Genomic DNA, 18,902 nt, shown 5'->3' on the forward strand with positions numbered 1-18,902 from the left:
CGGGGTCCCGGATTCGACCACCCGCACGCCTCGCGCCGCCGTCGCGGGGATGGAGGGCGCCCTCGAGAAGCTGGCGGCGCTCGCTACCGCGTGACGCCTGCCTCCCGGTCAGATCGCACTGGCGGCGATCACCCGACGGGCCGCGTCGCCCGCGAGTCTCGCGACGGTGTCGACAGGCTGCCGGCGCAGGTCGGTGTTGAAGACCTCGACCGACAGGGGCGCCTCGGCGGTGGCTTCGCGGAGCAGCGACAACAGCTCCAGCAGCGGGATGACGCCCTCGCCCGGCAACAGTCGTGCGCTGATGGACTCGGTCATCGAGTCGGTCGCCGGCTGGGCCACCGCGTCACTGATCTGGATGGCCCGTACGACGGAGAGGTCCTCGGCGGTCAGGCTGGCGAGTCGGCTGCCGCCGCGGTGGAAATGCCAGGTGTCGAAGGTGACTCCCGCGTTGGCCGCGCCGCAGGCTCGTACGACGCGTGCCGCTGCGGGAAGGTCCCCGACCGTCGACCATGGGACGAACTCGAGCAGCACCCCCACCCCTGCCTCGGCACCGCGCCGGCACAGCGCCGCAAACGCGTCGGTGATCTCGGCCTGCGACCACGGACCGGGAAACGCCACCGCTGCATTGATCCAGCGCGCACCGAGCGCCTCCGCAGTCGTGAGGACGTCCGCGGTGTCGTAGGAGAGCAACCCGCCGTCGGGGGTGGGCGGCATGCCGGGGAGCCAGGTGAGCGCGGGATCGACGGCGTCGACGACGACGCCGCAGTCGGCAAGGCGCAACCGCAGCTCGGCCGGCGACCGATGTGCGGACAGGTACTGCTCCGGGGAGACAGAGATGCTCGTGAAGCCGGCGTCGGCGGCGGCGTCGATGTGCGTCAGCAGCGGCGCGCGAGGCACCGTCCCCCAGCACAGCCCCAGCCCCATCATGCCCAGCAATGTGACATCCCTCGGCCGGTCTGTGCTACCCGTCGACCGTTCGGTCGAACGCTGTCGTCGGGGCGCGGCCGAACGGCCCGGCCATATCTGACGACCCGTCAGATATTCTCGCGCGCATGCCAGGGATGCTCGAAGACAAAGTCATCGCGATCACCGGCGCGGGCCGCGGAATCGGCCGCGCGATCGCGCTGGCGTGCGCCGCCGAGGGTGCGAAAGTCGTCGTCAACGACTACGGCGTGGCGATGGACGGCGCCGAGCCGTCGAGTGAGGTCGCGGCAGCGGTCGTGGCCGAGATCGAGGCGTCAGGCGGCGAGGCCATCGCGCTGGCCGACGACATCTCCACGATGGCGGCCGGCGAGCGACTCGTGACGGCGGCGGTCGACAAGTGGGGGCACATCGACGGCGTGGTCACAGTGGCCGGCATCCTGCGCGAGCGGATGCTGTTCAACATGTCCGAAGACGAGTGGGACGGTGTCATCGACACCCACCTGAAGGGCACGTTCACCGTCTTTCGCGCCGCCGCCGCGGTGATGCGCAAGCAGGAGACCGGCGGCTCGATGGTCGCGTTCACCTCCGGTGTCGGGATGTGGGGGAGCGTCGCGCAGGCCAACTACGCGGCCGCGAAGGGTGGGATCGTGGCGCTGATGCGAAGCGCGGCGCTCGGGCTCTCCCGGTACAACATCAACGCCAACGCGGTCGCGCCCGTCGCCAGCACCCGGATGCAGGCCAACGTGCCGGGCGGCACGGCGGAGACCGGCGAGCCCGAGGACGTCGCGCCGATGGTGGTGTACCTGCTCTCCGACGCGGCCCGCGAGATCACCGGTCAGACCTACACCGTCGTCGGTGGGCGAATCGCGTTGTGGAGCCAGCCCCGTGAGATCAAGGAGATCACGAAGGACGGCCGCTGGACACCGCAGGAGCTCGCCGAGCGCATCCCGGCCGAGGTCGGGTTCGACCGGCTGCCGATGCTCGACTACATGGACATGATGAAGAAGCGTGCGGCAGAGGCGGGCGCGTCCGAAGGATGAGCCCTTCCGCGCCGCGTTATCTCGAGGGCCACAACCTGCTCGCGGGCAAGCGCGTCCTCGTCACTGCCGCCGCCGGGACCGGCATCGGCTTCGCGACCGCGAAGCGATGTGCCGAAGAAGGCGCACTCGTCGCGATCAGCGACCGGCACGAGCGACGCCTCGCCGAGTCCGCCGAGCGGCTCGCCGATGTGATGGGTGCCGAGCCGGTCGCCGTCCCGTGCGACGTGACCGTCGAAGAAGACGTGCAGCGGATGTTCGACGCCGTCGGCGACCTCGACGTCCTCGTGAACAACGCCGGCCTCGGCGGCACCGTGGAGCTCGCCGAGATGACCGACGAGCAGTGGACGAAGGTGCTCGACGTCACGCTCAACGGGACGATGAGATGCACCCGCGAGGCGTTGAAGCGGATGCGCAGCCGTGGCGCGGGCGGCGCCATCGTCAACAACGCGAGCGTGATCGGTTGGCGCGCCCAAGCCGGCCAGGCGCACTATGCGGCCGCGAAGGCGGGGGTCATGGCGCTCACCAGAACGGCCGCGGTCGAGGCCGCAGCCTTCGGAGTGCGGGTCAACGCGGTGGCCCCGTCGCTGGCGATGCACGAGAACCTTGCGAAGGTCACGACGGACGAGCTGCTGGCCGAGCTCACCTCCCGCGAAGCGTTCGGTCGCGCGGCCGAACCATGGGAGATCGCGAACATCATCGTCTTCCTGGCCAGCGACTACGCGTCCTACCTCACCGGCGAGGTGATCTCGGCCAGTAGCCAGCACCCCTGAGGTCGACCCGCCCTAGAGGCGGCCGTCGGCGCCCGGCGGCTGAGGCGGGATCACCGGTGCCGGAGCGGGTGTCGCTGCCGGCGGGGAGAAGGCCTCGGGCGGCGGTGCCGGGGGACGCGCCGGCGGCGGTGTGCTCGCCGAATGGTCCTCGGGGTAGTACGCCGTGACGGTGGCTTGCCGGGCGGGCACTCCGGTGACCGTCGGCGGCGTACCGCGCAGCCGCCGGTCGCGCTGGCGCGGCAGCACCCATTGCCAGTAGACGATCGCGAGGATGCCCACCACGCAGACGATGACGACTGCCAGGCCGATGTCCTGGTTGGTGTTGCTGCCCTTGCCGTCGTCGAGGTTGCCGCCGCCGGTCGGGTAGGTCACGGTCCAGGTGCCGTCGGGGTTCTCGGTGCACAGCGGGAGCGCGCCGTCCTGCTGCACGAAGCACTGCGGCGGCGGGCTGATCTGGGGCGCGGGTGTGGTGGCCGCAGCGGCGACGCCCGCGGCGCCGAAGCTCGCGAGCAGTGTGATGCCGCCGGCCACGAGGAAGCGTCCGGTCAGCCGTGCACGTCCCATCAGCTGCCGGGTCTGACGACCCGTCAGCCGTCCACGTCCCCGCCCACCGCCCATTGGCTGCCGGGTCTGACGACCCGTCAGATAATCTGCGCGGCGTGACTGAAGAGCGTTCATACCGCCTCTACATCGGCGGCGAATGGGTCGAGCCTGAGCGCGGCTTTTACGACGTGATCAACCCTGCGACGGAGCAGGTCGTGGGCCGAGCGCCCGAAGCCAGCCGCCAGCAGGTGTACGACGCCGCCGCGGCGGCCAAGGCGGCGCTGCCCGCATGGTCGGCAACGTCTCCGGCGGAGCGCGCCGAGATCCTGAATCGGGTGGTCGAGGTGATCGGCAAGCACGCCGACGAGTACGCCGCGATCGCGCAGGCCGAGACCGGGGCGACCTCGGCGACAGTGAAGTCGTTGCAGGTCAACGTGGCGATGCAACGCTTCCGCCGCTATGCGCAGGGCGCGCTCGAGTCGAACCAGATCCCGCTGCCGCCGACGGTCAGCGAGAGCACCCCGTTGTCGAAGGGCGGGCTCACCGGCGCGCTCGTCATCCGCCAGCCGGTGGGCGTCGTCACCTGCATCACGTCGTACAACAACCCGTGGGCGAATCCGTCCGGCAAGATCGCGCCGGCTCTCGCCATGGGCAACACCCTCGTCGTGAAGCCCGCGCCGCAGGATCCGCTGTCCGTCGTACTCATGACCGAGGCGCTGGAGGAGGCCGGGCTGCCCGCCGGCGTCGTCAACCTGGTCAACGGCCAGTCGATCGAGGTCGGTGAGGCCAGCGTCGACTCACCTGACGTCGACATGGTCTCCTTCACCGGCAGCACCAACGTCGGGCGTGCGATCGGCGCCGCGGCGGGCGGGCAGATGAAGCGCGTTCTGATGGAGCTGGGCGGCAAGGGCGCGGCGATCGTGTTCGCCGACGCCAACCTGCAGGCCGCGATCGGAGCGATCGGCACGACTTTCTCCTTCTACTCGGGACAGATCTGCACCGCCCCGACCCGGGTGTACGCCGAGCGCTCCGTCTACGACCAGGTCGTCGAGGGCCTGAAGGCCTACGCGACCGCAATCAAGGTCGGCGACCCGACGGCCGCCGACACCGTCGTCGGCCCTGTCATCTCAGCGGCGCATCGCGATCGGATCGAGGCCTACATCGAGAAGGGCAAGGCCGAAGGCGCGACATTGCTGGCCGGCGGCGAGCGGCCGGACCTCGACACCGGCTTCTACGTGGCGCCGACGCTGTTCGCCGACTGCCGCAACGACATGACGATCGTGCGCGAGGAGATCTTCGGACCGGTCGTTGCTGTCCTACCCTTCGAGACCGAAGAAGAGGCGATCGCCCTCGCGAACGACTCGGACTTCGGGCTCATCAACTACGTGTGGACCGCCGACCTCGCACGCGGCTATCGGGTCGCCCGTCAGCTGCAGGCCGGCACGGTCGACCTCAACACGGTCACGCAGCAGATGGAGGCGCCTTTCGGCGGCTTCAAGCAGAGCGGTGTGGGGCGCGACCGCGGCTCGTTCGGGCTGCACGCGTACAGCGAGATGCAAGCGATCGTCTGGCCCGGCTGACAGCGAGGAGCGAACTCATGCGCGGCGTCGTATACGACGGCAAAGACTACCAGGTCGTCGACGATCTGTCGGTGAAGGATCCCGGTCCCGGTGAGGTCGTGGTGCGGATCTCCGCGGCGGGTCTGTGTCACAGCGACCTCTCGGTCATCAGCGGCACGATTCCGTTCCCCACTCCCGTCGTGCTCGGCCATGAGGGTGCTGGGGTCGTGGAGGCGGTCGGCTCCGAGGTGAAGACGGTCAAGGAAGGCGACCACGTCGTCCTGTCGACCCTCGGCAACTGCGGCGCCTGCCAGTACTGCGACGCCGGCAAGCCCACGATGTGCCGTTCCACGTTCGGCGAGCGGCCGCAACCGTTCACGTGGCGCGGTGAGCCGGCGTACGCGTTTGCCAACGCGTCGGTGTTCTCCGAGCGCACCGTCGTCAAGGCCAACCAGTGCGTGCCGATCCCCACGGACGTCCCGCTCGAGGCGGCATCCCTCGTCGGCTGCGGCGTGCTCACCGGGGTTGGCGCGGTGCTGCAACGGGCGCGTGTCCCGGAGGGGGCAAGTGCGCTCGTGATCGGCGTCGGCGGCATCGGCCTCAACGTGATCCAGGGCCTCGCGCTCGCCGGTGCCTCGACGATCATCGCGGTCGACACGAACCCGTTGAAGGCCGAGATCGCGAAGACGTTCGGCGCGACGCACTTCGTGGACAGCGTCGAGGCGGTCAAGGACGTCGCAAAGACCGGTGTCGACTTCGCCTTCGAATGCGTCGGTCACGTCAAGCTGATTCGCGCCGCCATCGAGGCCCTGGACTGGGGCGGTACGGCGGTCATGCTCGGCGTACCGGGCTTTGCCGACGAGGCGTCGTTCAACGTCTCCTCGATGTATCTCGACAAGGGGGTCCTCGGCTGTCGCTACGGCTCGTCGCAGCCGCAGCGCGACATCCGCCGTTACGTCGAGCTCTACCAGCAGGGTCGGCTCAAGCTCGACGAGCTGGTGTCGGCGAAGTACCCGCTCGCCGACATGGCCAAGGCGGTGCACGCGATGGAGTCAGGCGAGCTGGCGGCTCGCGGCGTACTGCAGATCGCCTAGCGTTCCGGCCTCGGCGATGCCTCTCGACGTCGCGGCGCTCGTGGCTCCGGCGCGCACCGCGGTCGTGACCAGTGAGTGCCAGAACAGCGTGTTGGGCGTCGACGCGCTGCTGCCCGATCTGGCGGCTGCTGCCGCGTCGACCGTGATCCCCAACGGGGCCCGGGTGTGCGCGGCGGCGCGCGAGGCTGGCGTGGCGGTCGTGCACTGCGTGGCCGGTCGGCGTACCGACGACCTGGGCTCCAACCGCAACGCCCGGTTGTTTTCGGCGTTGCTCGGCCGATCGGTGTCCAACGTCCTCGGCACGCGCGCCACGGAGGTCATCGACGAGTTCGGCGTCGTCGACAGCGACCTGGTGCTGTCGCGGATGCACGGGCTCAACCCGATGTCGGGTACCGATCTGGAGCCGGTTCTGCGCAATCTCGGTGTGAGCACGGTCGTGGTCGTCGGTGTCTCGGTCAACGTCGCCATCACGAACCTGGTGATGGAGGCGGTCAACCGGGGCTTTCAAGCGGTGGTCGTGCGCGACGCCGTCGCCGGCGTACCGCCGTCGTACGCCGATGCCGTGATCGACAACACGCTGTCCTACCTCGCGACGGTCCTCACCACGCAGGAGCTGCTGGCCCATTGGGCGTGATCATGACGTGATCGGCGGACACACCCGGTTCCCCAACGCCATGATCACGCGGGAGTCAGGCCAGCCAGTCGAGGATTCGTTTGTTGATCTCGGTCGGGTTCTCGAGGTGCAGGAAGTGGCCGACCCCTTCGACGATGTCGACGCGTGATTCCTCGGAGAGGTTCTGCTCTGTCCCGGCCACGCCCTCGACGCCGAAGGCGCCGTCCTCGGTGCCGTGCAGATACAGCGTCGGCTGGGTGGGCGTGCCGTCACCACCCCCGACGGTGAACATCGCGCGGTAGTAGCCGATCGCTGCGGCGAGGTTCGCCGGCGCCCACAGCGCGTCCTTCACGTGCGGCAGGTCGGCGGAGCCGTCGTACGACGGAGACCAGTCGGCCCACAGCTTCTCGATGAAGACCAGGTCATCGGCACCCACCACGATGTCGGCGAGCGGGGTCTGGAACAGCATGATGTAGAAGCTGCGCTTGAGCTGCTCGTAGCGGAAGAACGCGTTCGTCGCGACGCCGGGTGGCGGCACCGCCAGGGTGACCAGCCGCCGCCAGTTCCCGGGCTGGTTCGCGGCCGCGTTGTACGTCGCGAGGGCACCCCAGTCGTGACCGATCAGTACGGCGTCACTGTCACCGCCGAGCGCGTCGTGCAGCGCGTTCGCATCCGAGGCCAGCGCGACGGCCGAGTAGTCACCGTCGCTCGGCACCATCGTCGGCGCGTACCCGCGAGTCCATGGCGCGACGGCTCGGTAACCCGCCGCGGCCAGCTCGGGCAGCAGGTGCCTCCAGGTGTGCGCGGAGTCGGGAAACCCGTGCAAGCACAAGGCGAGCGGCCCGGTGTCGCCACACGTCAGCGCGCCGAAGGTCAGTCCGTTGGCGTCGACCGTCGTCTGCTCGATGTCCATCGCCACTCCGTTTCTGACGGGCTTTCAGATGCACGTTACGGTAGCGACGTGGATCTTCGTTTCACGGCCGACGACGAGGCCTTCCGCCTCGAGGTCCGCGACTGGCTGAAGCAGCATCTCGTCGGCGAGTTCGCCGAGCTCGGCGACGCCGGTGGGCCGGGCCGCGAGCATGAGGGTGTCGAGACCCGCCGCGCGTGGGAGCGGGTGCTCGGCGAGGCCGACTGGTCGTGCATCGGCTGGCCAGAGCCCTACGGTCGGGGTGCGAGCCTGATCCAGCAGGTGATCTTCGCCGAGGAGTACGCCGCCGCAGGCGCCCCTCACCGGATCAACCACTTCGGTGAGAACCTACTCGGACCGACGCTGCTCGAGTGCGGGAGCGAGGAGCAGAAGCGGCGGTTCCTGCCGCCCATCAAGGTCGGCGACGAGCTGTGGTGCCAGGGCTACTCCGAACCCGGCGCCGGCTCCGACCTCGCCGGTGTCAAGACCAGGGCCGTGAAGGACGGCGACGAGTGGGTCATCACGGGCCAGAAGGTATGGACGTCGCTGGCGCACATCGCCGACTGGTGTTTCGTCGTCGCGCGCACCGATCCGGACTCTTCGCGGCACGCGGGCCTGTCGTACCTGCTGGTGCCGATGCACCAGGACGGCATCGAGATCCGGCCGATCGTGCAGATGACCGGCACGGCGGAGTTCAACGAGGTCTTCTTCGAAGGTGCGCGCACGTCGGCTGACAACGTGGTCGGCGAGGTGGGCGACGGCTGGCGCGTCGCCATGGCAACCCTCGGCTACGAGCGCGGCGTCGCGACCCTCGCCCAGCAGATCGGGTTCGCCCACGAGCTCGACCAGGTCATCGCACTCGCCCGGCGTACCGGCGCCGCCGACGACCCCGTGATCCGCGACCGGCTGACGCAGGCGTGGATCGAGCTTCGCGTGATGCGCTACACGGCGTTGCGCACGCTGGCCGTCGACGTCCCGGGTGCCGAGGCGTCGATCTCGAAGCTGCTGTGGGCGCCTTGGCACCAGCGCCTCGGCGAGCTCGCGATGGCGGTGCGCGGTGAGGCGGCCCTCGATCTCGACATCGACACCGACGAGCTCGACGGCCTCCAGCGGCTGTTCCTGTTCAGCCGGGCGGACACGATCTACGGCGGGTCGAACGAGATCCAGCGCGACATCATCGCCCGCCGGATGCTGGGGCTCCCTCGCGGATAGGGAGTTCTCCTGATTCGCCCGGCGCGGGCGAGTCTGAATACTGACCGCATGACGACGTTCATCACGCGGCTGGACACCACCGGGGCAGGCCCGCGGCTCGCGGTCAAGGACATCATTGACGTCGCGGGCGTGCCGACGACGGCAGGCTGCCGAGCGCTGGAGCGCATCGCGAAGCCCGCAGCGGAGGACGCGGCGTGCCTCGCGGGGGCGCGGGCGGCCGGCGCCCGGATCGTCGGCAAGGCCAACACCCACGAGCTCGCTGCGCTCGCCTTCGGGACGAACCCGTGGTTCGGTACGCCGGCGAACCCGTTCGACCCCGCCCTCATCCCCGGTGGCTCCTCGAGCGGCTCCGCGGTCGCGGTCGCCACGGGTGAGGCCGACGTCGCGCTCGGCTCGGACACCGGCGGATCGGTCCGCATCCCGTCCGCCTGCTGCGGCACGACAGGTCTGAAGACGACGTACGGGCGAGTGTCGCTCGACGGGGTCTGGCCGCTTGCGCCGAGCTTCGACACGATCGGTCCGATGGCGCGCGACGTGGCCGGAGTCGTTGCCGGCATGCGCCTTCTCGAGCCCGGCTTCGAGGCCGCAGCCACGCCGGCCACCTCGATCGGCCGGATCCGCACGGACAGCGACCCACTGATCGAGGCCGCGGTCGATGAGGCGCTGCGCGCGGCCGGCTTCGAGATCACCGAGCTCGGGTGGCACGACCTGGCCCAGGCAAACGAGCTGTGGACCTCGATCTACCTGCAGGAGATGTGGGAGTCCGACCACGAGCTGCTGGAAAGCGATCCCGAGGGGATCGGCGAAGACGTCGCGGGCCTGATCGCGATGGGTTCCGGGTCGGGAGGCGAGTCGGCGGACTCGCGAACGAAGCTGGCGGACTGGCGCAGGTCGTTCGCCGAGATCTTCGAGCGGGTGCAGCTGCTCGCCCTGCCGACGATGCCGATCTTCCCGCCGCGGATCGACGCGATCACGCCCGCCACGTTGCTGCCGCTGACGATCGACGTCACCAGGTACGCGACCGTCTTCAACGCCGCTGGCACGCCGTGCACCGCACAGCCGGTGCCGGTGCCGGCGGCCGGCTCGAGGTTGCCCGCCAGCCTCCAGCTGGTCGGGCCGCACGGCGCGGAGCCGCTGCTGCTCGCGACGGCGCAGCGCGTGGAGTCGGCGCTCTAAGCGAGGTAGTCGGCGAGCCAGGCGCCGAGCTCGCGCGCGCTCACGTCGATTCGCTCCGGCCAGTCCAGCGCGGTGGCGTCCGCGTTGTCGCTGACGTGCTTGACCAGCACGCTTCGCACCCGCGCCTGCCGGCACGCCCAGGCGACGGCGAAACCTTCCATGTCGACCAGCGACGCCCGAGTCGCGAGGGCGGCTCGGGTCACCGTGTCGGCGACGAACGCGTCGCCCGTCGCCAGCACGACGTCGGACTGGTCGGACAGCACGATCTCGTCTTCCACCCGCACCCCCATCTCGGCGAGGAGGTTGGCTGCGATGTCGTGGTTGATCACGCGGCCGGGGATCTGCAGCCCGGACACGCCGTCGCGGAGGGCTCCCGCCGTACCGACGTTGATCACTTCGAAGCCCGGCTCCAGTGGCGTGGCGGCGCCGAGCCAACCGGCGACCGCGGAGGCCGCTGCGACTTTGCCGAGCCCGGTGACCAGCAGGGGCAGGTCGTCCGGCACGTAGCGCGCTTCCTCGCGCGTTGCCGCGACGACCAGCACGTCGGATCGGCCCATCGGGTCAACCTAGACCTAGAAGAGCTGCTCCATGAGCCAGTCGCGGCGCGCGGCGAGGACCTCTTCGGATGCCTGCGCCGACGCCGGACCGGGAACCGCCTTGCGGACCTGACCGTGCACCACAGCCGGCGTCAGCTTCTGCCGTGACGCGAGCTTGCGCACTAGGTCGTTGATCTCGCTACGCAGCCCGGCGATCGACTGCCACGAAGTGTCGCGCGGCACGCCGAACAGCTCGTCCTGCGTCGCGCGCCGCCGATGCGCCTCGTCGCGGCGCGCCAACAACGCGGCGGTCTGCTCAGCGCTCAGCAGGCCGGGCAGCCCGATGAAGTCCTGGTCCTCGTCGTTGTGAACGACCTGGGTCGCGAGGACCGCGCGCCCTCCCTCGACCACGTGCGCGAACTCGGCGTCGGAGTCCAGTGCCTCCCACGAGTCGGGAGTCGCGATGCGGTCCTCGTCGGCGACCAACGGGTCGAGGTCGTGAGCGTCACCGTCGCTGGTGCGCGGTGGCATCACGCTGTTGCGCGCCACTTCCATCTCTGCCGCCAGCGCCAGCAGCGGCCGCACCGCGGGCAAGAACACCGTCGCCGCCTCACCCGGGCGCCGCGACCGTACGACGCGACCCACGGCCTGGGCGAAGAACAGCGGCGTCCGGTAGCTGGTCATCCATGCCAGACAGGCGGCGCGGGGAATGTCGACGCCTTCGCTGATCATGCGGACACACACCGCGAAGCGGTCGTCGGAAGCGGTGAAGCGTTCCAGGCGTTCGCTCGCCTTCGGGTCTCCGGAGACGATCAGCGCCGGCTTGTGGCCGGTGATCCGAGCGACGATGTCGGCGTAGGCCTTCGCGTCGTCCTGGTCGCTGGCGAGCACGATTGCGGCGGCGTCAGGCATGGTCGTCGCGCGCAGGTGGGTGAGCCGCTCGTCCATGGCCGCGATCACGTGAGGAACCCACTTGCCGCCCGGGTTGAGCGCGGTCTTCCACGCCCGCGCCTCGACGCTTTGCGTCGACGTCTCGGACAGTGACGCCGCGATCACGTCGCCGGCCGAGTTCTTCCAGCGGGAGACGCCGGTGTAGGCCGCGAAAACGACCGGACGGACCACGCCGTCGCGCAACGCCTCGGCGTAGCCGTAGGTGTAGTCGGCGATGCTGCACAGCGCCCCGTCGCTGTCCGTCTCGTAACGGACGAACGGGATCCGTTCGTCGGCTCTGGTCCGAAACGGCGTGCCGGTCAGCGCGAGCCGGCGGGTGGCGGTGTCGAACGCCAGCATCGTGGCCTCGCCCCACGACAGCCCGTCGCCAGCGTGATGGATCTCGTCGAGAACGACCAGTGTCCGCTTCGCGCGGGTGCGGGCTTCGTGAATCGCCGGGCGGGCTGCCACCTGCGCGTACGTCGTCACGTAGCCGTGCATGTCGACGCGCACGGGGCCGGCGTCGTTGGCGAGCGTCGGATCCAGGCGCAGACCGAGCCGGTCCGCGGCGTGTGCCCACTGCGTGCGCAGGTGGTCGGTGGGAGCGACGACGATCACCCGATCGATCGCCCGTCGGCTCATCAGGTCACTCGCCATGGTCAGCGCGAATGTGGTCTTGCCGGCGCCGGGCGTGGCGGTGACCAGGAAGTCAGTCGGCGCACCCTCGCGGTAGCGCGCGAGTGCTTCGGCCTGCCAGGCGCGCAGCCGCGCCCGCGGCCGGTCGATGTCCATCGTCCGGTCTGCCATCGGCCCGGGTCAGCCGAAGGTGTCGTAACCGGAAGGCGGGCTCTGGCAGGTCACCGGCGCGCCGGTGCCCGCCCGCTTGACCACGGCACCGTCGACCGATGCCGGCCACGGGCCCTTGTCGCCGGGTGCTACCGGCTGTTTCGTGAGCAGATACGGCCCGTTCCAGGTAGAGCCGGTGTCGCTGTCGTTGAAGGTGAAGACCGCGAACCCTTCACCGCGAGCTTCCGCCGACGCGATGAAGTTGTTGAGGTAGAGACCGTGCTGGTAGAGCTTGATCGGCGCCTCGACGGTCCGCCCGAACGACCGGCGGGCCGCTTCGTACACCTGCTCGCCCTCCGGGAAGCCGACCTCGTCGTACACGACCGGTTGCGCGAGCCGTGCGTGGGTGTACAGGTCGGAGTCGAACGTCGCGAGCCGCGGCGCGATGGTGCCGCACAGCTCGGGTGAGGAGTTGACGCAGACGGCGGTCGTCTTCTGCTTCGCGGTCTTGTCCGCCGGCGTACGGTCCTGGCAGTCGTAGGGGTGGAGCACGTCGACGAGGTCGTTCGCCGTCGCCATGTCGGCGGGCAGCGACGCGTAGGTCTCGGGCTGCGCGGCCCAGCCGTTGGCGTCGAGGAACACCAGGCTCGCCGGCGCCGCCTTGTGGATCACCTGGAACAACCGGTCCATGCCGACGTCGGCATAGGTGATGTCGGCTTTCATCGTCAGGCTCTTCGCCCAGCCCGCGTCGAGGTCGCTCTGGCTGCACGTCGACGTCACCGGCTCGGCAGTGGACGCGCCCGTCGCGCAGACCTCAGGCTCGTTCCACGGCGAGAAGCCGACGAGCGGGTTGTCCGCGAACTCTTTCGCGATCGCCTGCCAGAACGTCACGGCGTCCTGCCCCGGCATCGGCGCGAGGCCGCTCGTGTTGGGGCCGCCGCTGAGCTTGCACGATGGGTTCGAGGTGTAGAGCAGCACTTCGACGTACATTCCCGCCGAGGTCAGCGCCTTGATGCTGTTCGTGACGTCATCGCGATAGCCGGGCGCCGGGTAGCTGCCGGCGTAGTCCTCGTGGCAGGTCTGGTCGTAGATGTCCGACGACAACGCGAGCCGCACGAAGTTGACGCCCCACGCCTTGAGCGTGTTGATCGCGCCGGTGTCCGGGAAGCCGTGGACGTTGTACGACGGCTGACCCTTCAGCCATCCCGGACCGTCGAACATCACCCCTTGGAACAGGACCGGCACGCCGCCCTGCCCCTTATCGAGGATCTTGCGACCTGACACCGCGAGCGGGCCGACCAGGCGCCCGACGCAGTACCCGTGTGACATCCGCCGGCACGCCTCGGCGCGACCCTTGGCCCTGGCGGCGGTCGAGCCCATTGCGGGTGTCAGCACGATCAGCAGCGCGCCGAGCAGGACGAGCACACCCAGTCGGCGAGTGGCCGGACGCTGGAGCAGGGTCGGCGAGACAATCACTCCGTCAAACCTAGGCCAGGAACTCCGTGACGTGGCATGCGAAGCCGAGTCAGCGGCGACCGTGCGCACGGCCGCGAATCAGCGGGCTCCTGCCCCTGTCCGCGTCGGAGTGGTCGGTCACATGCGCCGTCTGGCGTTACCCGTGTTAGCCCGTTTGCCTGCCGGACCATCGTTGTCTGGCCTCGCTCCCCCTGGTACTACGTAGCCACTTCCTTCGTGCACGCAATCACAACGAAGGGCGCGCGCAGGGTCCGGAACGCTTGGGGGATCGCATGAACGCTACGCAGATTCGAACCGCCTTTCGCCCGCAGCACAGCTTGGTTCGGGGCGCGACGGTCGTGGTTGCGGTCTCGGCCGTGGTCGGCGCGTCGTTCGTTGTTGCGGCTACGCCTGCCGACGCCGCCGGTAGCGGTATCGCAGCCGCAAGCGCGGCGCCGAGGGCGCAACGTGAGCAGCGGTCGGGCACACGAGTGCCCGATCTCACACAGCCTCGCGGGACAGCGCGTCCAGCAGACAGCGTTCCGCCTCCTCCGTCCTCGATCACCTTGACCTCTGATCGCGCCGAGGTGACGTCGATATCCTCGGCGACGTTGACGGCGACGGCCTCATCGACGTTGAACAACACGCCGTACGAGATCGCGATCGTCGACGTCACCACCGGGGTACGTCTTGGGTTCTGTGACACCGACCACACGCCGTGCGCGGATAACTACACCGCCTATGTCGCTCAGGTGGGCTGGACGGCGACGGCACAGACGTATCGGGCCGAGATTACTCTTAACGGCAGCGCGGTGGTCACTGGTAACACCGTGACCATCTCGCCTGAGCCATGGGCGGTCACTCTCACGAGTTCGACCGAGCAGCTGACGACCGGGCAGCAGGCGACGCTGACAGCAACGGCGAATCAGCCGATTACGAACACCCCGTACTTCATCGCGATCTACGACACGACCACGGGCGATCGCGTCGGCTACTGCGACGGCGACCACACGCCGTGCAATGTCACCGCCACGATAGAGACGGCGATCGTGGACTGGACCGACGACCCCGAGGTATACGTCGCAGATGTCAGTCCCCAAGGTGTGTCACCAACCTCGGCTGGCGTGGTCGCGACCAGTGATCCGGTGACGATCTCCCCTCTGGGTGGGTGGTCGATCACGCTCACCGCCTCTACCGCATCATTGACTGGCGGTCAGCAGGCGACCCTGACCGCGGTCTCAAGCCAGACAATCGACGGGACCCCGTCTTACTTCATCGCGATTTACGACACCACCACCGGCGATCGCGTGGGCTACTGCGATGGCGACCACACGCCGTGTACCGTCGATGACACAACTGCGACCACCAGCGTGGGCTGGTCGGATGCGCCTCAAACCTACGTAGCAGACGTCAGCCCGCACGGCGACCCGCCGACGGCGAGTGATGTCGTGGCCATCAGCGACCCCGTCATCATCAGTCCGGCGGCTTGGTCCGTCACACTGACGACGACTGCCGCAGCGGTGGGCAGCGGGCAGACGGCTGTGTTGACAGCGACGGCGAATCAGACGATCGACGACACCCCCTATTTCATCGCGATTTACGACACCACCACCGGCGATCGCGTCGGCTACTGCGACGGCGACCACACTCCGTGCACCACCGTCCATGACATCGCGACGATCGCCGATGTGGGCTGGTCGGCGACACCCCAGACGTACGTCGCGGATGTCAGTCCCAACGGTGCGCCCCCGACCTCACACACGGTGGTCGCTGTCAGCAATCCGATCACCATCAGCCCGACGCCATGGACGGTCAGGCTTTATGTGCACCCTCAGGGCGTTGGAAAGGCGACACTGACGGCGGTCGCCGATCAAGACGTCGACTTCACTCCGTACTGGATCGTGATCTACCGGACCAACGGCGAGACAACTGCCGCAGTCTGTGGCAGTGGCTCGATCTGCACCGCACAGGTTGAGGGCAGCAGCCAGCCGTACGTAGCGGAGGTCAAGGCAACTCCCGCACAGTTCTCCGCGCCATTCGTGGCGCGCTCCGGGGTCGTGTGGGCGCCATCCGACGGCCCATCGGGAGGTTGCGGTTGCCCGGACGGCGATCCGGTCTATCCGAGTACCGGCCAGATGCTGCTGACCCAGGCCGATGAGACGATCGGCGGTCGAGGGCCGCAGCTGGATCTCGACCGCACGTATGACAGCTTCGACTCGGAGCTTCCCAGTCCGTTCGGGTACGGCTGGACGAGCAATTTCGGGCTGACTCTGTCAGTGGACCCGGTCGCGACCGGGAGCTCGTTGGACACGGCGAGCATCGTCGATCTGGGGGAGACCAACGGTGGCATCGTTCCCTTCACCCGCAACGCGGACGGCACGTACACCGCACCGGAACCGATCCTCGGCACGCTTGCGCAAGGCGCAGACGGATCGTTCACCTACATCCAGCAGGCACAGACGATCTACACCTTCGATGACGCCGGGACACTCGTCGAGATGAGCGATCTCAACGGCAACACTCTGACGCTGCACCACACGAATGGCGAGCTTGCCACGATCACCGACTCCAACGGCCGAGCCATCAGGCTCGCCTACAACGACTCCGGAGAAGTTACGCAGCTGACCGATCCAGCCGGCCGCGTCACCACCTACACATATGACGGCGACGGGAACCTCACCTCCGTGACCGACCCGTCGGGCGCCACGAACGAGTACACCTACGATTCCGACCACAAGCTCCTGACCCACACCGATCCCGACGGCAACGTCGCAACCAACACCTACGACGACGCCGGCCGAGTCATCGGCCAAACCGACCGTGCCGGACGCCGCTACGCCTTCGGCTACAACGGCGACAACACCGTCACGGTGACCGATCCTGACGGGAACCAGAGTCTGGAGACCTACAGCAACAACGAGCTCATCGCGGACACGGTCGGCGTGGGCACGTCGAACCCCGAAACCACCACTTACACCTATAACCCCGGCGCCCTCCAGGTGAGTACCGTGACCGACCCCGGCGGCCATGTCTGGTCGGCCACCTATGATTCCCAGGGCAATCAAACATCGGTGACTGACCCTGACGGCGAGGTCACACAGGCGACCTACAACAGCCTGGACGAACCACTCACCGTCACCGATCCCATGGGTGTCGCCACGACCTTTACCTATGACTCGAACGGCAACCTGATCTCCGAGTCGCAACCGGTCGACGGTCAGCGCACCGCGACCACGACCTACAGCTACGCGGATAGCGCCAATCCCGGGATGCCCACGACTATCACCGACCCGCGCGGGAGCCAGACGCACATCGGTTATGACAGCGATGGCGACGTGACCTCGGTGACCGATCCGGACGGCGATGAGACGACGTACTCCTACTCATGTGCCAGTGGGTGCGCGAACGGACTCGGGTGGCTCTACTCATCGGTCAGTCCACGCGGCAACGCTCCGGACGGGGATCCTGCTGCATACACCACCGTCTACACCCGTGACCAAGACGGCCGCGTCGTGTCACAGACCAGCGCGCTCGGCAACGCGACGTCGTATCGGTACGACGCCAACGGAAACCTCACGTCCTCAACCGATCCGCGTGGACAGACCACCACCTACGGATACGACGGGGACGGTGAGCAGATCTCAGTAGGTCGCCCCGACGGCACGACGACCTCAACGACCTACAACGGCGATGGTCAGGTGACAGGCCAGACCAACGGCCTCGGGCGCACCACCACCTACAGCTACAACGCGCTCGGCGAGCTAACCGCGAGCACCACACCCCCGACAGCGACAAACCCGAACGGGATCACCACCTCCTACGGCTACAACACCGCAGGGTGGCTGAGCACCTTAGCCCAACCGGGCACGGCCGGGTCGTTAACAACCAGCTACGGCTACGACTCAACCGGTCGGCTCACCTCTGTTGCCTACAGCGACAACACGCCCGCCGTCGTCTACCGCTACGACGCCGATGGCAGGCGGACCGCGATGACCGATGGAAGCGGCACCAGCACCTACAGCTACAACCTTGCGGGCTGGCTCACCTCGACAACGAACGGTGCTGGAAAGAGCGGCTCCTACGGCTACGACCTCGATGGTGATCCGACGACGATCACCTACCCGAACGGCAAGAACGTGACTCGCAGCTACGACCCCGCGGGTCGGTTGGTTTCGGTTGCCGACTGGGAGGGTGATACCACGTCGTTCGCTTATGACCCTGATGGGGATCTCATCGACACTGACTATCCGAATGGGGTTGTCGAGGCTGATACCTATCGGGCCGATGACTCGATGTCTGGCCTGACCGATACCGGTGGAGGCTCGACTCTCGCCGACTACGCCTACACCAGAGACCCGAACAACGACCTGACCGGTGTCACCGCCGGAGGGACGACCGCACCACCCGCCGAGTCCTACGGCTACAACGCCCTCGATCAGCTCGCTCAGTACACGACGAACACGCCAGGGGTGAGCAGCGGTGCCTATTCATACGACGCGGACGGCAACCTCACCAGCACCCCGGACGGCACGACTCTGTCCTATGACCCGGCCGACGAGCTCACCCAAACAGCAAGCTCTGCGGGCGGCACTGCCTACACCTACGATGCCCGTGGCGACCGCACCGGATACACGCCGGCGGTTGGAGCGCCCACGAGCTACAGCTACAACGCTGCGAACGAGCTCACCCGGATTCACCCGCAATGCCAGCACCGCAACTTACGGTTATGACGGTGACGGTCTTCGCACCACCAAGACCGTGAACGGAACCGCCAGCGCCTTCAGTTACGACCAGGTCTCCGGCGACGTGCCTCTCGTCACCGGCGACGGTGCCGACAGTTTCATCTACGGGCCGAACGACATGCCGATCGAGCAGGTCGGGAGCCCGGCTCCGATCACCCTTGTCGGTGCCGCTACCAAGGCTGACTCGGTTGGTACCGCGACGAGCCTGTCCGTGACCTTCAGCCCGGCCCCGAAAGCGGGAGATCAGATCCTGCTCGCGGTGAACGAGGAGAACAACCAAGACGCCACGACACCCGCCGGTTACACGCTGGTCGGGAGCTACCCGGCGACCGATCCCGGGGAGGTCACGGTCGTCTACCGGCGCACCGCGACCGGCAACGAAACCGGTGCCACCGTCACCTTCAACCAAGGTCTCAACATCCACTCCAAGACCGTGATCGCACTGATCTACCGTGGCGTCGACACCAACAACCCGATCGACACCACCTCGGCGGCGGGCACCGCCTATGGACAGTCCAGCGTCACCGCGCCGTCAATAACGACCACCAACGAGGGCGACGAGCTCGTACTCATCGAACACGCGCTCACCACGCTGCCCGGGACGACCTGGAC

Annotated in this window: 15 protein-coding genes; 9 read left to right on the plus strand and 6 right to left on the minus strand. The window is 68.2% G+C overall.

The features are described from left to right. Positions 1-108 precede the first annotated feature (108 nt). Positions 109-927 carry a sugar phosphate isomerase/epimerase gene (locus tag VG899_09115; protein ID HWA66511.1) on the minus strand — a complete coding sequence of 273 codons (819 nt, stop codon included), beginning with the start codon at positions 925-927 and terminating at the stop codon, positions 109-111. A gap of 125 nt (positions 928-1,052) precedes the next feature. Between VG899_09115 and VG899_09120 the strand changes: the two genes are divergently transcribed. Next, entirely contained in the window at positions 1,053-1,964 is a 912-nt protein-coding gene (locus tag VG899_09120; GenBank protein HWA66512.1) for an SDR family oxidoreductase, read from the plus strand. Next, the gene (locus tag VG899_09125) at positions 1,961-2,734 is read left to right on the plus strand and encodes an SDR family oxidoreductase (protein HWA66513.1); all 774 of its coding nucleotides are present in this window, start codon (positions 1,961-1,963) and stop codon (positions 2,732-2,734) included. The genes VG899_09120 and VG899_09125 overlap by 4 nt, the downstream gene beginning before the upstream one ends. A gap of 12 nt (positions 2,735-2,746) precedes the next feature. Here VG899_09125 and VG899_09130 read toward each other — a convergent pair whose 3' ends face one another. After that, entirely contained in the window at positions 2,747-3,298 is a 552-nt protein-coding gene (locus VG899_09130; protein ID HWA66514.1) for a hypothetical protein, read from the minus strand. Positions 3,299-3,393: 95 nt separating this feature from the next. Between VG899_09130 and VG899_09135 the strand changes: the two genes are divergently transcribed. Genes VG899_09135 through VG899_09145 form a run of 3 tightly spaced genes read left to right on the plus strand, consistent with a single transcriptional unit; the run spans position 3,394 to position 6,564 of the window. Continuing rightward, positions 3,394-4,857, plus strand: a complete 1,464-nt coding sequence (locus tag VG899_09135; GenBank protein ID HWA66515.1) for an aldehyde dehydrogenase family protein — start codon at positions 3,394-3,396, stop codon at positions 4,855-4,857. 17 nt (positions 4,858-4,874) lie between these two features. After that, on the plus strand, positions 4,875-5,930 hold the full coding sequence (locus VG899_09140; protein ID HWA66516.1) for a Zn-dependent alcohol dehydrogenase: 1,056 nt from the start codon (positions 4,875-4,877) through the stop codon (positions 5,928-5,930). A 16-nt stretch (positions 5,931-5,946) separates the two neighbouring features. Beyond that, complete coding sequence (locus VG899_09145) at positions 5,947-6,564, plus strand: isochorismatase family protein (protein ID HWA66517.1); 618 nt, start codon at positions 5,947-5,949, stop codon at positions 6,562-6,564. A 55-nt stretch (positions 6,565-6,619) separates the two neighbouring features. Here the strand turns inward: VG899_09145 and VG899_09150 are convergent, their stop codons facing one another. Next, positions 6,620-7,456 (minus strand): alpha/beta hydrolase, encoded by an 837-nt coding sequence (locus VG899_09150; protein HWA66518.1) that lies wholly within the window; start codon positions 7,454-7,456, stop codon positions 6,620-6,622. Positions 7,457-7,504: 48 nt separating this feature from the next. Here VG899_09150 and VG899_09155 point away from each other — a divergent pair, with 48 nt between their 5' ends. Continuing rightward, complete coding sequence (locus VG899_09155) at positions 7,505-8,665, plus strand: acyl-CoA dehydrogenase family protein (GenBank protein HWA66519.1); 1,161 nt, start codon at positions 7,505-7,507, stop codon at positions 8,663-8,665. 48 nt (positions 8,666-8,713) lie between these two features. Further along, positions 8,714-9,841 carry an amidase gene (locus tag VG899_09160; GenBank protein ID HWA66520.1) on the plus strand — a complete coding sequence of 376 codons (1,128 nt, stop codon included), beginning with the start codon at positions 8,714-8,716 and terminating at the stop codon, positions 9,839-9,841. Here VG899_09160 and VG899_09165 read toward each other — a convergent pair. The 3 genes from VG899_09165 to VG899_09175 are packed head-to-tail and all read right to left on the minus strand — an operon-like array spanning position 9,838 to position 13,569. After that, a complete protein-coding gene (locus VG899_09165; protein ID HWA66521.1) occupies positions 9,838-10,398 on the minus strand; it encodes a nucleosidase in 561 nt (186 codons plus the stop codon). The two genes, VG899_09160 and VG899_09165, sit on opposite strands and share 4 nt — an antisense overlap. A 15-nt stretch (positions 10,399-10,413) precedes the next feature. Further along, positions 10,414-12,114, minus strand: a complete 1,701-nt coding sequence (locus tag VG899_09170; protein HWA66522.1) for a DEAD/DEAH box helicase family protein — start codon at positions 12,112-12,114, stop codon at positions 10,414-10,416. A 9-nt stretch (positions 12,115-12,123) separates the two neighbouring features. Then, positions 12,124-13,569 (minus strand): cellulase family glycosylhydrolase, encoded by a 1,446-nt coding sequence (locus VG899_09175; protein HWA66523.1) that lies wholly within the window; start codon positions 13,567-13,569, stop codon positions 12,124-12,126. A 590-nt stretch (positions 13,570-14,159) separates the two neighbouring features. On the opposite strand from VG899_09175, the gene VG899_09180 reads away from it, so the two are divergent. Together VG899_09180 and VG899_09185 are read left to right on the plus strand one after the other, a co-directional pair. Beyond that, the gene (locus tag VG899_09180; protein HWA66524.1) at positions 14,160-18,278 is read left to right on the plus strand and encodes a DUF6531 domain-containing protein; all 4,119 of its coding nucleotides are present in this window, start codon (positions 14,160-14,162) and stop codon (positions 18,276-18,278) included. 28 nt (positions 18,279-18,306) lie between these two features. After that, a partial coding sequence (locus tag VG899_09185; GenBank protein ID HWA66525.1) for a hypothetical protein occupies positions 18,307-18,902 on the plus strand: 596 nt, incomplete at its 3' end.

Source organism: Mycobacteriales bacterium (genome assembly GCA_035550055.1).
GTDB lineage: Bacteria > Actinomycetota > Actinomycetes > JAFAQI01 > JAFAQI01 > DASZTV01.

What these genes read in the sequence shown, in the direction of transcription:
- VG899_09115 (HWA66511.1), bottom strand. Translation starts at nt 927, where the DNA reads ATGATGGGGCTGGGGCTGTGCTGGGGGACGGTGCCTCGCGCGCCGCTG.
- VG899_09120 (HWA66512.1), top strand. Translation starts at nt 1,053, where the DNA reads ATGCCAGGGATGCTCGAAGACAAAGTCATCGCGATCACCGGCGCGGGC.
- VG899_09125 (HWA66513.1), top strand. Translation starts at nt 1,961, where the DNA reads ATGAGCCCTTCCGCGCCGCGTTATCTCGAGGGCCACAACCTGCTCGCG.
- VG899_09130 (HWA66514.1), bottom strand. Translation starts at nt 3,298, where the DNA reads ATGGGACGTGCACGGCTGACCGGACGCTTCCTCGTGGCCGGCGGCATC.
- VG899_09140 (HWA66516.1), top strand. Translation starts at nt 4,875, where the DNA reads ATGCGCGGCGTCGTATACGACGGCAAAGACTACCAGGTCGTCGACGAT.
- VG899_09145 (HWA66517.1), top strand. Translation starts at nt 5,947, where the DNA reads ATGCCTCTCGACGTCGCGGCGCTCGTGGCTCCGGCGCGCACCGCGGTC.
- VG899_09150 (HWA66518.1), bottom strand. Translation starts at nt 7,456, where the DNA reads ATGGACATCGAGCAGACGACGGTCGACGCCAACGGACTGACCTTCGGC.
- VG899_09160 (HWA66520.1), top strand. Translation starts at nt 8,714, where the DNA reads ATGACGACGTTCATCACGCGGCTGGACACCACCGGGGCAGGCCCGCGG.
- VG899_09165 (HWA66521.1), bottom strand. Translation starts at nt 10,398, where the DNA reads ATGGGCCGATCCGACGTGCTGGTCGTCGCGGCAACGCGCGAGGAAGCG.
- VG899_09170 (HWA66522.1), bottom strand. Translation starts at nt 12,114, where the DNA reads ATGGCAGACCGGACGATGGACATCGACCGGCCGCGGGCGCGGCTGCGC.